Annotated in this window: 11 protein-coding genes; 5 read left to right on the top strand and 6 right to left on the bottom strand. The window is 61.6% G+C overall.

Translation table 11 applies throughout. The annotated features are described in order from the left end of the window. Positions 1-35 precede the first annotated feature (35 nt). Positions 36-911, bottom strand: coding sequence for a DUF1698 domain-containing protein (locus AU381_RS20725; protein ID WP_064243617.1), 876 nt, complete (start codon positions 909-911; stop codon positions 36-38). Positions 912-1,083: 172 nt separating this feature from the next. Here AU381_RS20725 and AU381_RS20720 point away from each other — a divergent pair, with 172 nt between their 5' ends. Continuing rightward, on the top strand, positions 1,084-2,532 hold the full coding sequence (locus tag AU381_RS20720) for a phosphomannomutase (protein ID WP_064243616.1): 1,449 nt from the start codon (positions 1,084-1,086) through the stop codon (positions 2,530-2,532). Then, positions 2,529-3,956 carry a mannose-1-phosphate guanylyltransferase/mannose-6-phosphate isomerase gene (locus AU381_RS20715; protein ID WP_064243615.1) on the top strand — a complete coding sequence of 476 codons (1,428 nt, stop codon included), beginning with the start codon at positions 2,529-2,531 and terminating at the stop codon, positions 3,954-3,956. Before AU381_RS20720 ends, AU381_RS20715 begins: the two co-directional genes overlap by 4 nt. Positions 3,957-3,985: 29 nt before the next feature. On the opposite strand, the gene AU381_RS20710 is transcribed toward AU381_RS20715, so the two are convergent. The 5 genes from AU381_RS20710 to AU381_RS20690 all read right to left on the bottom strand — a co-directional run bounded on the left by AU381_RS20710 (position 3,986) and on the right by AU381_RS20690 (position 9,798). Then, positions 3,986-5,614, bottom strand: coding sequence for a calcium-binding protein (locus AU381_RS20710; protein WP_156528642.1), 1,629 nt, complete (start codon positions 5,612-5,614; stop codon positions 3,986-3,988). Between the two features lie 173 nt (positions 5,615-5,787). After that, on the bottom strand, positions 5,788-7,125 hold the full coding sequence (locus AU381_RS20705) for a KpsE/RkpR family capsule polysaccharide export protein (protein ID WP_064243613.1): 1,338 nt from the start codon (positions 7,123-7,125) through the stop codon (positions 5,788-5,790). Further along, a complete protein-coding gene (locus AU381_RS20700; protein ID WP_064243612.1) occupies positions 7,126-7,785 on the bottom strand; it encodes an ABC transporter ATP-binding protein in 660 nt (219 codons plus the stop codon). Further along, a complete protein-coding gene (locus AU381_RS20695) occupies positions 7,782-8,552 on the bottom strand; it encodes an ABC transporter permease (protein WP_064243611.1) in 771 nt (256 codons plus the stop codon). The genes AU381_RS20700 and AU381_RS20695 overlap by 4 nt, the downstream gene beginning before the upstream one ends. A 4-nt stretch (positions 8,553-8,556) precedes the next feature. Continuing rightward, a complete protein-coding gene (locus AU381_RS20690; RefSeq protein WP_064243610.1) occupies positions 8,557-9,798 on the bottom strand; it encodes a capsular polysaccharide export protein, LipB/KpsS family in 1,242 nt (413 codons plus the stop codon). 427 nt (positions 9,799-10,225) lie between these two features. Here AU381_RS20690 and AU381_RS20685 point away from each other — a divergent pair, with 427 nt between their 5' ends. The 3 genes from AU381_RS20685 to AU381_RS20675 all read left to right on the top strand — a co-directional run bounded on the left by AU381_RS20685 (position 10,226) and on the right by AU381_RS20675 (position 13,964). Further along, positions 10,226-11,983 carry a type I secretion system permease/ATPase gene (locus AU381_RS20685; RefSeq protein WP_064243609.1) on the top strand — a complete coding sequence of 586 codons (1,758 nt, stop codon included), beginning with the start codon at positions 10,226-10,228 and terminating at the stop codon, positions 11,981-11,983. After that, complete coding sequence (locus tag AU381_RS20680; protein WP_064243608.1) at positions 11,983-13,299, top strand: HlyD family type I secretion periplasmic adaptor subunit; 1,317 nt, start codon at positions 11,983-11,985, stop codon at positions 13,297-13,299. The genes AU381_RS20685 and AU381_RS20680 overlap by 1 nt, the downstream gene beginning before the upstream one ends. Before the next feature lie 227 nt (positions 13,300-13,526). Beyond that, positions 13,527-13,964, top strand: coding sequence for a hypothetical protein (locus tag AU381_RS20675; RefSeq protein WP_064243607.1), 438 nt, complete (start codon positions 13,527-13,529; stop codon positions 13,962-13,964). Positions 13,965-14,158: the final 194 nt, after the last annotated feature.

Here is a 14,158-nt window from a genome sequence, read left to right as displayed (position 1 = left end):
GCGGCTCCATTAGGCCGGAGCCGCCGCCGTCACCTTTAAAATCTCCAAAGCCTGCCGGTTCGGATTCTGCTCTCCGTCTCACGCCGAACCTCTGAAAAGTAAGCGTCATTCAGGAGTTGGAAATTATCTTTATTCACTTCGAAAAACGGTGTGTCGACGAAACCGATAAACCGTTGTCGAGACTGAATTCTCGGCTTCTTCTCAGCGTAAATTGTAGAGAATCCTGCATCTAGCATCCACGAAGCAACGCAGGATTCACTCGGACCCGACCAATTACTGTCCGCTTTATCGAGCACATCGTCGCGATAGAAGAGCGAAGATGGCACCAGAGGATCGTAATTACAAATGTGAGTCTCTACGCAAATAGCCCCGTTGCACACGGCCCTTAACTTGTCGAAGGCGAGCAGAGGGTGTCTGAGATGGTAGAGTACTCCATAAAAGAAGATTACATCAAAAGGCCCGTCTGTTTTTGGAGAGAGCTCGTAAACAGTCATCTTGCGACGCTCAACGTCGCTGTTGAAAAATTCCTTCAGTTTTGGAAAGACGCGGTTCTTTATTTCACCATGCCCGGAGAAGCTCTTCGGAGGGCCCGACCACCCCCAATCCTGAAGCGCCGGATCTTCGACGTCAATCGCAAGTACCGCCGACGCGCCGGCTTTCTCCGCGTTAAATGCAGTCACGCCATCAAGCGCGCCGACATCTAAGACACTACGTCCTTTGAGTTCGCCGGCCTTAAGACCGATATAAGAGAACTCTTGATTGCGATCCACCCTGCCCGGTGTGCGAACGCGGTCGTTCAGCTGTACGATGTGATAGTGGGGCAGTTCGTGCCTTAGAAATGCACGGCAATCGTCGTCTGAACGGTCGTATCTCGCTGACAAAGTATTCCCCTCCTCGTTGATGACGCGCATCTGCGATGCGCATCTCAACCTATGAAACGCGTAAGACGCACGCAAGGTCTTCGCCCGGTGAAGAAGCAGAGAGGCACCCCCCGCGTTCACTAGGGATAATGGGCGGGCGACGTTGCACGCCAAAGGATCGCGATGTATGAGACCACATCTTAGGGATAAACAGTCGAATCTTATGAAATTTGGGACCAGTGGCCTGCGCGGCTTATCTGTTGATCTGGTAGGGGCCGGGGCTGCGGTCTATGCGAATGCTTTCGGTCGGTATCTGATCGAAAGCGGCAGGGCCAAGCCGGGTGGTTCCATTCTGATTGGCCGCGATTTTCGTGAGTCCAGCCCCCCCATAGCCGCGATCTGCGTCGGCGCCCTCAGCGATCTCGGCTTCAGGGTCGGCGATTGCGGCACCGTGCCGACTCCTGCTTTGGCGCTCTACGGTTTCAAGAACAATCTGCCCAGCCTGATGGTCACCGGCTCGCATATTCCAGCCGACCGAAACGGGATCAAGTTCTACAGGCCGGACGGCGAGATCGACAAGTCGGATGAGGCTGCTATCACGAAGATTGCGATGCACCGGCGCCCGATGGCTGCGGGGGAATGCCGTGCGGCTGAGGACCATTCACAGAGGTGCATCGATCTCTTCCTCCGACGCAATGCGAGGTTGCTTCCCCCTGGTGCATTGGCAGGGTTGAAGATCGGAGTGTACCAGCATAGCACGGTCGCTCGCGATCTGATCGTTGAGGTACTTTCCCGCTATGGGGCGGAGATCGTGCCTCTCGGCTGGTCGCAAACGTTCATACCCGTCGATACGGAAGCGATCTCGAGCGAGACGACGGCGCTCTTGGCGGACTGGACCCGCTTCCATGATCTCGACGCGATCGTTTCCGCCGACGGCGACGGCGACCGACCGCTTGTCGCCGACGAGAGGGGCGTTCCGCTGCGCGGGGACCTCCTGGGCCTGATGGCGGCCGAGTTCCTGCGGGCTGACGCGGTGGTCACGCCGGTCACGTCCAATTCTGGCATTGAGGCGTTGGGGCTCTCTGTCACCCGAACCAAGGTCGGTTCTCCTTTCGTCATAGAGGGTATGAAGGAAGCTCTAGCAGCGGGCAAAGAGCGCGTCGTCGGCTTCGAGGCGAATGGCGGTCTGTTGTTAGCAAGCTCCTGCAACCTGAACGGTCATGCGTTTGACGCCCTGCCGACACGCGATTGCATGCTGCCGATTTTGGTTGCACTGTCGCGAATCTCCTCCCTGAGAAAGTCGCTTTCTCAGATCGTTAGCTCGTACGGCCTGCCGTTTTCCGCTTCCGATCGGCTGGACCGGTTCCCTGTCGAAAGAAGCGTGGAGCTGCTAGACCACTTGCGTGCTTCGGACGCCAACCTCAGCCTCTTTCTGCAGAGAATGGGTAAGGTCTCCTCACGGGAGGACATCGATGGTTTGCGCGTGGCCCTAGCGGATCGGCGCGTCATTCACTTTCGTCCTTCCGGAAACGCGCCGGAAATACGCTGCTACGTTGAGGCCCCGACGGAAACGGCCGCAGTAGAGTTGCTCGAAGCCGGCCTCGACCGGTTGCGGCTGTGGGCGAGCACCTATAGGGGAAAAGGCGATGGCCTGCGAGGGGATGAACTTTGACCAGGAAGATTGTACCGGTAATCATGGCGGGTGGCCGAGGCACGCGGCTTTGGCCGCTTTCCCGTGCCGCGGCGCCAAAGCAATTCATTCGGTTCATCGGTGACCGAACGCTCTTTCAAAACACGCTGGCCAGGGTCTCCGATTCGGCGACCTACGAGCCGGCGATCGTCGTCACGAATGAGGAGTTCCGCTTCCTGGTGGCGGAACAGGCGCGCGAAGTCGAGAGTGATCTCAGCAGCATCGTGCTCGAGCCGGTGGCGCGCAACACCGCTGCGGCCATCGCGGCCGCGGCTCTCGTCGCCGCGACATTGTTCGGCGAGAGCGCCATTATCCAGGTCCTGGCTTCCGATCACGAGATTGCCGTCGACGAGAGATACCTTCGTGCGAACTTGACCGCTTTAGCCGCGGCGGATGAGGGCAAGCTGGTCACCTTCGGAATTACACCGACCGAACCCGCGACCGGTTATGGCTATATCGAGGTTGGCGAGATCCTTCCGAGTGGCGCCCACGCAGTGAAGCGCTTCATCGAGAAGCCCGTGTCGGGGGTTGCCGTCGAGATGCTTGCCACTGGTGGCTACTGCTGGAATTCCGGCATGTTCATGTTCGCCGTTCCGGTTCTGCTTGAAGAGCTGCAAGCCTATGCCGTGGAGGTGCTGGAGGCGGCGAAACTGGCGGTCGCCGGCGCATTGAAGGACCTCGATTTTCTGCGCCTCGACCGCGGAGCCTTCGAAAAGAGTCCCAATATCTCTATTGACTACGCGATCATGGAAAAGACCGCGAAGGCGGCGGTGGTCCCTTCGACCTTCAGATGGTCGGACCTCGGCAGCTGGGACTCGGTCTGGAAAATCGGTACGCAGGATGAAGACGACAACGTCGCTTCCGCGAACACTACGCTGGTCGGCACGCGAAGCTCCCTGATCATGTCGCATGGCCCCCATCTTGTCGTGAGTGGTCTTGAGAACGTCGTCGCCATCGCCAGCGAAGATGCGGTCTATGTCGGGCGAATGGACGACAGCCAGGACGTCGGCAAGCTCGTCAAGCACCTGGAGGCCAGGGCGGCGACGTCGAAACTTACGGAGATACATCCGACATGCTATCGTCCTTGGGGCGGCTATACATCCATCCTGGCTGGCGATCGGTTCCAGGTGAAGCGCATCTTCGTCCTGCCTGGAAGAAAGCTATCGCTCCAGAAGCACCACCACCGCTCCGAGCACTGGATCGTAGTCAAGGGTACGGCGGAAATCACTGTCGGCGAAACGGTAGAGATCCTCAGGGAAAACGAGTCCGCCTATATCCCGCTCGGCGAAGTTCACCGCCTCGCCAATCCTGGCAAGATCATGCTCGAGCTGATCGAGGTCCAGACAGGCTCCTATCTCGGCGAGGATGACATCATCCGCATTTCCGACGAGTTCGGACGGAACTGACCGGATCAGGAAGCCAGTCTCCTGTGCGATCAGAGGACGAAATAATCCTTCGTCAGGGACACTGCATCGTCCAGATGGATCGTCAGGTCGGCAACCTTGTCGCCGTTGATGTCGGCGTAGATGTAGGTGTCCGAGCTCTGCTTGACGACGCGAAGTTGACCGCCCGAGCCAGTGAAGGCCGAAGAGCCGATGAAGCTGAACGCCTCGTTGCCCGCGACCTTGGAGTTTGCATCGATCGCCGAGAGATCGATCCTGTCCTGCTCGCTCAGCAAGAAGTCGAAGATCGAGTCGAACGACGTTGCGCTGGAATCGGAAAGCGCCCGGAATATGAACTTGTCAGCGCCGTAGCCGCCATGGAGCTGATCGGCTCCAGCCCCGCCATAGATCACATCGTTTCCGGAATAACTGTGAAGTCGGTCATTGCCGCCCCCGCCGGCCAGATTGTTCGCCCCTGAGGTCCCGTAAAGTCCGTCCGCAAAACTCGAACCGACAAGGTTCTCGATGGAAATGTACTTGTCGCCGGTGGCGTCGTTGGTATTGCCGCTCATGTCGCCCAGGTTGGCAATCACGCCTGCGGTCGCGCCTGCGTAGGAGGCCGTGTCCGTTCCGTTGCCTCCGTAGAGGGAGTCGAAGCCTGCCCCGCCAACCAAGGTATCGTTTCCATCGCCACCGAAGAGGTTGTTGGCGCCGGCATTGCCGGAGAGCACATCATTGAACCTTGAACCAACGAGGGCCTCGATGGAGTTGTAGGTATCGCCCACGGCCTCATTCGTATTGGCCGATGGATTGGTGAGGCTCGCCGTCACGCCGACGGTCGAGGCCTCATACGATGCCGTGTCGTACCCTGAGCCGCCGTAGAGCTTGTCGCCCCCCCGTCCGCCGCTCAGCTTGTCATTGCCGGCGCCGCCCTGGAGTTCGTCATTGCCGTTACCGCCGCTGAGGATGTTGGCGTTTGCGTCCCCTTCGAGTTTGTCCGAATAGCTGGAGCCTTCCAGGTTCTCGATGGAGTACAAATTATCGTAGGAAGCGTCTCCCGTTCTGGCAAAGGGATCGGCGATGCTGACCGTTACACCCGAGGATGCCCCGGCGTAAGATGCCGTGTCGGAGCCGGCCCCGCCGTAGAGATAATCATAATCGGCTCCACCATTCAGCACATCGTTGCCGTTGCCACCGTACAGCCAGTCGACGTTGGACTTGCCGGAAAGCTTGTCGTTTCCATCGTCGCCGTACAGCTCGTCCAGGGAGCTTCCGCCGGAAATGGTGTCATTGCCCGCGTAGCCTCGGAGATAGTTCGGGTCATCTCCACCGTCGATCAGATCATGTCCTGCAAGGGCCGTGCTGATGATGGCGATGTCATCCGAGAGCGAACTCGTCTTGGCTGCCGCGGCGATCTTGGTCGCGGCGATCGACGTGCCGGAGATGAGCACCATGCGCACGCCGCCATAGAGAACGGCATAGCTCGTTACCGTGCCCGCCGTCGGGAAGCCGTTGCTGTCATACTTGAATCCGCTGCCGCGAAACTGATCGGCCCAGCTGCCGTAGTAGGCCGTGAGCGTTGTCGAACTGCGGGAATAGGAATTGGCGTAGAGGAGCGAGCTGAAATCGAAGTCCCGCATATCCAGGCCGTATTCATCGGAAACCGAGATTGTTACACCCAACATAGCCCCCTGAAATTGCTTGAAAATATTGCAGGATTAGGTTTTTTCGGCCGGCAAATCAACCGTGAATTTAGAAAGCCGACAGCAATTCTACCTGAAAAGCGACGGGCCGCCTTCACCGCACCGGCCGTGCGGTTCGAAGGCAGCCCGAATCCCGGCGGGCTCTGCAGCGGTCAGGCTCGATCCCGAATATTGTAATAGCTCATCACGCCGATCCCCCAGGCAAACAGGAGGCCGAGGGTAACAAGCAGGGCGTTGAGCAGCCGGCTCGGATATTGCGCCATTTCCGAAAGTGTCGGCTCGATGAACAGCGCCAGATAGCGCTGCCGGTTGTTCGCTTCGATGCGGGCCTTTTCCAGCGAGCTCAGCGCCGCCGTATAGGCGCGCTCGGCGAATTCGCGTTCGGTCTCCAGTTCCTCGAACTCAGCGATGCGGCCGGCGACGTCCGGGGCGTTGGGGTCGTCCGTGGCCGCTTTCTCGCCCGTGCCCAACCGCTGGCGTTCCACGGCGAGCTGCTGTTCCAGGCTTTCGATGCGGGTCTTGAGCACGCGGATGCGCGGCGTGTCTTCGCTCATCTGGCTCTTGGCCGCGGCGAGATCGGCGTTGAGCTTCGTCAGCTCGGCCTCCAGCCCGCCGATCAGTTGCACGGCAAGCTTGGCGCCTTCCTCGGGGCTGATTTCCTGGGACTTGTCACGATAGTCGCGCAGCCCCGCGCGTGCCTTGGAGAGTCGCGCCTCGCCCGCCAGCACCTCGTCCTGCGCGGCCCTCAGCACGTCGTTGCGCGCCGAAAGCGACAGGCTGTTCACGAGGTTGTCGCTCTGGTCGACGATGAACTGGGCGATCTCCCGCGCCTGCCTCGGGTCGAAAGCCTTGACGTTCACCTGCATGATGCCTGAGGCGTGGTCGAAATTGACGCTCACCATGTCTCGCCAATAAGCGAGCTTGTCCTCGATCGGCAGCCCCGAGCCGATGCCGTAGAAATAGTCGAGCCCGCGCGTGGCGTAGACATCTTCCAGCTTGAACTTGCGGTCCGCCGCCGCGGCCATCCGTTCGCTCAGGATATAGTCCATGAGGATGTAGCTGTCCGAAACCGTGCTGCCGCCGGAGGCCTGGGTGAACATGCCGAGGATATCGGTCGATACGCCGCCTTCGATGCTGCGCACTGCGAAGGAGGTCGTGCTGTGATACTGGTCGGCTGCGATGAATGCCATGTAGAGCGAAGCAAGCGTTGCCGGCACGGCAACAAGCCCCAGGAAGGAAGCGCCGATGATGGCGTGACGCCAGCGCAGCCCCTTGAGCCACGATTTCTTGCCGGCCTTCTTGGCGGGCTCGATCTTGTTGCGCCCCGGAAGCGGAATGACGGGGGCGCTTTCCTTGCCGAGCAGACCTTCGAGCACGGCGATGCCCTTGCTCTTGGCATCACCCTTGCCGGCTGGGGAGGTGGTGGCTGGCTTGTCGGCGGCCTGCGCGGGCCCAGGCTTGTTCGCTGCCGCGTCTTTGCTTGCCGCCATTTAGTTTTCCTTCATGTTCTTGTCGTGTGCGCGGATCGCGTCCTCGACATCTTCATAATAAGTCAGCTTGCCTTTTTCCAGCACCACGCCGCAATCGCAATAGTCGCGGATCGTCCCCGTGCTGTGCGAGACCATGACCACATCCGAATCCTGGAGCTTGGTCTCGAAGACAGCTTGACATTTTTTCTTAAAATTTGAGTCACCAACCGCAGTGATTTCGTCGACGAGATAATAGTCGAAGTTGACGCCCATGCTCAAGCCGAAGGCAAGCCGCGCCTTCATGCCGGAGGAATAGGTGCCGACCGGTGCCTTGTAGAAGGGGCCGAGCTCGGCGAAATCCTCGACGTAGGCGATCAGTTCTTCCGTATCGACGCCATAGATGCGGGCGACGAAGCGCACGTTCTGCTCGCCGGTCATCGAGGACTGGAAGCTGCCGGCAAAGCCGAGCGGCCAGGAGATCTTGCCGCGGCGGATGATTCGGCCGCTGTCGAGCTTGATCGCGCCGGCGATCAATCTGAGCAGCGTCGACTTGCCGGCGCCGTTGCGGCCGAGCAGGCCGACGCTCTTGCCCCGGTTGAGGGTGAGCGAGGCATCCTCGATGATCGGCTTCTTGATGCCCTTGGTGCGGGCATATTTCGTCGCCTGCTCGAACCGGATCATTCGTTTCTCAGCGTCTTTCGGGAAAGGGTGAAGACCAGCATTCCGGCAAACAATGTCAGAAATGCGATTCCGTAAAGGTAGGTCATGTCGAGGCCGATGGCGCGGTATTCCGGATAGAAGCCCTTGCGGAAGCCCATGATGACGTGGACGAGCGGATTGATGAGCACGAGATCGCGGTAGGGCGCGGGGATCGAATCGGGCAGGAAGAAGACGCCGGAGATCAGGAAAAGCGGCCGGTTGACGATGTTGAAGACCTGCTCGTAGAGCGGATATTTGAGGAAGAGCACGCAATTGACCATCGCGACGCCCAGCCCGAAGACACAGGCCATCGCCACGGCCTCGAGGATTGCCGGCCAGTGGAGGCTGGTCTCGACCCGCATGGTGGCGACGATCGTGCCGAGCACGATGAAAGCGACGAGCGACGTGGTGCCGACCTGCAGCACGAAACGGGCGACGACCGTGTCGATCGGCGCGACATTGGGGTAGCTGAGCAGCGCCTTGTTGGCGCGCACCGCGCTGTTCAGATAACTCGACATCGCCTGGTAGAACTGGAACGCGATGTAGCCGGTGGCGAAGAACAGCGCAAAACTGGTGCCGAGCGCCGGGGCGCGGGCGATCGCCTGGAAGATCACCGTCATCATCAGGATATGCGCGGCCGGGTCGAGCAGCGCCCAGACATAGCCGCCGGGCTTCGAGCCGAAGCGCGTCGCCATTTCCCGGACGAGAAGGGCGCCGACGACGCGGATATGGGTGGAAAGGTTGCTCACACGGTCACCCGAACGGATAGAGAATGCGTCCGATCAATCTCAGCCGCGGGTCGGAGAGGCCGCGGAAGAAGCCGATGGGATCGGCCCGGAAATCTTCGGCGTCGCGGTCGTTGCCGGCACGGCGGATCGCCGGCGCCACGACCGCGGTCAGCAGATGTCGCCAGCCGAGAACGCCGTAGGGCCCCCACGGACGCCAGGACGGGTGGGAAGGGCGTTGGGTGCCCGGCTCCTGGAGTTGCCGCTTGATCGCGGCGACGGTCGCTTCGAATGACGTTTGCTCTCCGGTTTCGGGGTCGAAGTAGCGAGGATAGAGGAGATAGGCGCCGGCGAAAAGCGCCTCCAGCGAAAGCTTCCTGCCGCGGCGAGGGATCGTCTGCCTGTCATCGGTCAGCCCCCAGCCGGCATAGAAGGGCGACCCTGCCGTCGTCACCTTGATGCCGCGCATCAGCGCCTCGAAGCCGGCCAGCGAGGTGATCGTATAGACATGATCGATCGTGAGCAGCGATTGGGCGAGCGGCAAGCTTTCGGTAACTACCTCGCAGAGATGCGCGACCTCGGCCGGGTCGGACCGTGCCGGGCGAACACGGCTCAGGACATCCGGGTGCGGTTTGTAAAGAAGCTGGGCCTCCGGCTGGTCCGCGGCGGCAAGCCGCACGAGGTCGTTGTTGGTCATCGGGCTTGGGCAGCCGTAACGGATCGAGGCATCGTCCTCGACCTGGCCGACGACCAGGACGCGCTTGCGTGTCTTTGGCCCATAGAGCTCCTCCGCCGTCCGCTGAAGCCCGCCATTATATTTGCTGATGCCGCTTTCCGAGAGAAGCGCTATTCCGGCGCGAGCCCGCTCCATGAGCGCCGCATCCGCCTCGAAGTCATAGGTCGAAAGCAGCACTTCGAGATCGGATGGCCGGCGGCAATCGAAATAGGGCGTCCTGCTGTCGAGCGTAAGCGAAAGCGGCGGCGTGCGGCTGGCGCTCGGGCGTACAGATCGAAGGAAGCCGTCCTCGACGAACCAGACGGGAATGTTTCGCGCCGTCGCAATTTCCGCAAGCGCCGGCGGCAAGGCGGTACCCCACACGAAGAGTTCGCATTGCCGCTCGGCGATAATGCGCGGCTTCCAGGTCCTCTCCAAATCCGGCCTGCTCAGGTTCTTCGGCAGAAAATGAAAGCGTCGCTCGGGAAACGAGCGCTCCAGGAAAGCCCTCTTCCACTCGGTCACGTGGACGGCAAATGTCGCCAGCCGCTTCATGGAAGCGTCACCGTCAACTCGTGGGGCAACTGCCTGCTCACCAATATCACCGACATCAAGTTCGCTTCGCCCTGCACATAAAGGTCCCGTCGAGCGAGCGCAAGAATCTGAAAGTGGGCAAGTGCTGCTTTGCGAGGAAGTCAAAAAACAAACAACTGCGCCTCAGAAGCGCCGGGACACGTTTATCTTCCGCAGCGTCTCGGCAGCGACCCGGGTCCATCCTCGATGGTCAACCGGCAACCTTTGGAATAAACTCCTGTTTCCCCGGGAACAACTCTTCCGTGCGCACTTTGAAAAATTAGGCAGGCATGATTTAAGCTACAGGGAAACATGACCGCGCATCCTCATTCTCCGGCGCGCCCGCTCCGGAATACCATCAAGAAGGCCGCCAAGGCGGTCGGAAATGCTGACCTGGAGAATCTAGCCAGTGCCTGAACCCTTAGCAGTACCGAACGGCAGGAACGTCGATCCCGCCTCCGCCCTGCGCAGCTGCCGAACCGCCTTCGTCGGTGTCGGCATCGCCAGTGCGCTCGTCAATATCCTCTATCTCACCGGCTCTTTCTTCATGCTCGAGGTCTATGACAGGGTTCTGCCCAGTCGCAGCATTCCCTCCCTGATTGCGCTCTGCCTGCTGGCCCTGCTGCTCTACGCCTTCCAGGGGGCTTTCGAGCTGATCCGCGGGCGCATGCTGGTGCGCATCGCCGGGGCGCTCGACGAGAGCTTGAGCGGCCGCATCTACCGGGCGGTGGTGAAGGCGCCCTTGAAGCTCAGGATGCAGGGCGATGGGCTTCAGGCACTGCGCGACTTCGATCAGGTTCGCTCGTTCCTTTCGAGTGCCGGTCCGGCGGCGCTGTTCGACCTCCCTTGGCTTCCCTTCTACGTTGCCATCTGCTTCCTGTTCCATCCCGTCATCGGCTTCGTGGCGATCAGCGGCGGCCTGGTCCTGACGCTGCTCACCTACCTCACCAATCGCGGCACCCAGGCGCCGGCCAGGAAGGCATCCGAGGCGGGCAGCCTCCGGAACGCCTTCGCCCAGGCCTCGCAGCGCAATGCCGAGGTGGTCCAGGCCATGGGCATGACGGGGCGGCTTGGCGAGCTCTGGGAGCGCCGTAATGCGGAGTTCCGGGAAGAGAACAGGCGCACATCCGACATCGGCAATGGCTACGGGGCGCTTTCCAAGGTTTTCCGCATGGCGCTGCAGTCGGGCGTCTTGGCCGCGGGTGCGGTCCTAGTCATCGAGGGCCAGGCGTCGCCCGGCATCATCATCGCCGGCTCGATCCTCACCGCGCGGGCGCTCGCTCCGGTCGAGCTCGCCATCGGCAACTGGCGCGGGCTCGTCCAGGCGCGGCAGAGCTGGCAGCGACTGAAGGAGCTGTTGAAGGCGTTGCCGGAGACTGAGACGCCGCTCGCGTTGCCGAACCCGCACGAGCGGTTAAGCGTCGAGGCACTGGCGAGCGGTCCTCCGGCGGCGCAACGGCTGATCTTCACGGATGTCAATTTCACCGTCCGCGCCGGCAGCGCTCTCGGCGTCATCGGGCCGAGCGGTTCGGGCAAGTCGTCGCTGGCGCGCGCCATCATCGGCGTGTGGCCGGCCTATCGCGGCTCGGTGCGCCTCGACGGGGCCGCACTCGACCAATGGGACGGCGACGCGCTCGGGCGGCACATCGGCTACCTGCCGCAGGACGTCGAACTCTTCGCCGGAACCGTGGCGCAGAATATCTGCCGTTTCGCCGCGGATGCGAGTTCCGAGGCCATCGTCGCTGCCGCGAAAGCGGCGCGCGTTCATGACCTGATCCTTCGCCTTCCGAACGGTTTCGATACCGAGATCGGCGACGGCGGCACCGCACTTTCGGCCGGTCAGCGCCAACGCATCGCGCTCGCCCGGGCGCTCTATGGCGATCCCTTCCTGGTGGTCCTCGACGAGCCGAACTCGAACCTCGATGCGGAGGGCGAGCAGGCACTCGGCGAGGCGATCATGAATGTGCGTGGCCGCGGCGGCATCGTGGTGGTCATTGCCCATCGGCCGAGCGCGCTTGCGAGCGCGGATCTCGTCCTGATGATGAACGAGGGGCGCATGCAGGCTTTCGGCCCGAAGGAGGAGGTGCTCGGCAAGGTGTTGAGGCCGCAACAGGCAGATCGCCCGTCGCCGCTGAAAATCGTCACGGAAGGCCAGGAGGCAAAGTAATGAGAGGCAGCACGCAACAGATGTCGAGCGCGCGCCGCTCGCTTGGTCGCCACATGATGGGGGTCTCGGTGCTTGCGCTCGCCCTTGTCGCCGGCGTCGGCGGTTGGGCGGCGACGACGGAACTGTCGAGCGCGATCGTCGCCGGCGGGGTGGTCGTCGTCGACGACAACGTCAAGAAGGTCCAGCATCTGACCGGTGGCATCGTCGGCGAGCTCAAGGTCAAGGAAGGCGACCGCGTCGAAGCCGGCCAGGTGCTGATCCGGCTCGACGGGACTACGGTGCGTGCGAACCTTGCGATTGTCGAAAGCACGCTGGCGCAGCTTTATGCGCGCCGTGCCCGGCTCCAGGCGGAGCGGATCGGCGCTGAGGCGTTCGAGATCGACAAGGACGTCGTGACCCTGATCTCCGGCGCTGCGGCAACGAAACTCGTCGACGGAGAACAGAAGCTTTTTGCCAGCCGCCGCACGGCATTGCTCGGCATGAAGGGGCAGCTTCAATCGCGCAAGACGCAATTGGCCGATGAGATCGAGGGCCTGACCGTGCAATTGAAGGCGATCGAGGATGCCTTGACGCTGATTGCCGAGGAACTGACCGGCGTCGATTCACTCTACGGCCAGGGCCTCGTGCCGATGCAGCGCTTGACGACTCTCAAGCGCCAGCGGGCGGAACTCGAGGGCGATCGCGGACGGCATATTGCCTCGCGTGCCCAGGCGCGCGGCAAGTCGAGCGAGATCGACCTGCAGATCCTGCAATTGGACGAGGATCGGCGCACGGAGATCTCCAAGGAACTCACCGATGTGGAGGCGAAGATCGCCGAATATGCGGAGCGGCGCACGGCCGCGACCGACCAGTTGCGGCGGCTCGACATCACCGCGCCGCTGCCGGGCCGTGTCTATCAGCTGGCCGTGCATACCGTGAACGGCGTCGTCAACCCTGGCGAGACACTGATGCTCGTGGTACCGGAGGCCGACGACCTGACCGTCGAGGCGCGGGTAGCGACCCACGATATCGACCAGATCCGTGTCGGCCAGCCGGTCGAGATCCGCTTCAGCGCCTTCAACCAGCGCACGACGCCGGAGGTCGAGGCGGAGGTGGTGACCGTCGCCCCGGACCTTGTCAGCGACGAGCGGACCGGCGCCAGCTACTATCCACTGCGGATTCGCCCGAAGCCGGAGAGCCTTGCCAAGCTCAAGGGGCTGTCTCTCTATCCCGGCATGCCGGCAGAGGTGTTCATCAAGATCGCCGACCGCACGGTCATCTCCTATCTGGCGAAACCGCTTACCGACCAGATGCGACACGCATTCCGCGAGGACTGAGAGGTCTCGAGGGAAAGGCCGGCGCGCCTCGAGCAGGCGCTGAGCGCCGGCCTTTCTCGCGTAGGCTGGCGACCCATTGGAGTGCGGCGGGAACGAATTCTGCCTGTTTTCGCAGGTTAAATGTCCGCGGGCATTTTCGTGATTGGACTTCGCGCCCGGTTGGAGTCACGTTTATTAGGCGTATGAGGTGGAATGGGGGACCAACTAAGTCTGATTAGGAGGTCACAATGAAGCACCATGCAATCGAAGAACTGCAAAGCGTCGCCGAGGTCAAACAGGACCTTCCGCGCCGGGCCCTGTCGCGCAGCGAGCGTCTGGAGCGCTGGGCGGAACTCCTGGAACGCAGCCCGCACAGACGGCTTTCGACCTTGCACGAGACCGAGTATCAGCCGGCGCATGTACGCGCAACGATGCGCGGCGACGGCACGCCGATCTCCGTTGCATTCGAGGACCCGGTCCTGCGGACGGCTGGCCTGGATAGCGACAGCTACGGCGAGGCAAAGCGGTTCTTCGAACTGAGTGACGAGCAATTGCACAAGGTCATCTGCTATTGCCATTTCGGCGCCACCGTGAGTGCGTCGACGGCGGCACGTCACATCCGCGCGATGCTTGTCGAAAATCAACCGGGCCTGTTTGCCCGCTTGCGCCAGATATTCTTCGGCTAGAGCAGGCGACGTTCGCTCGACCATGTTCCGGCGGCGACCCGCGGTGCGGGTCGTCGGAAGGGTCTGTGGCGGCTCATCCGCGGTGACTTGGGACCGGCAAACGTCTTCAATGAGGCCAGGACGCAGAAGCGGGGGAGGCACTTCGCCGCTGCGGCATCCTGCATCTTCGGACGCCAGGTCGCCGGAGCGGCGAA

This window comes from Sinorhizobium glycinis (assembly GCF_001651865.1).
Taxonomy (GTDB): domain Bacteria; phylum Pseudomonadota; class Alphaproteobacteria; order Rhizobiales; family Rhizobiaceae; genus Sinorhizobium; species Sinorhizobium glycinis.
The sequence above is the reverse complement of the archived record's forward strand: the minus strand, read 5'-3'. Positions and strand labels throughout refer to the sequence as shown.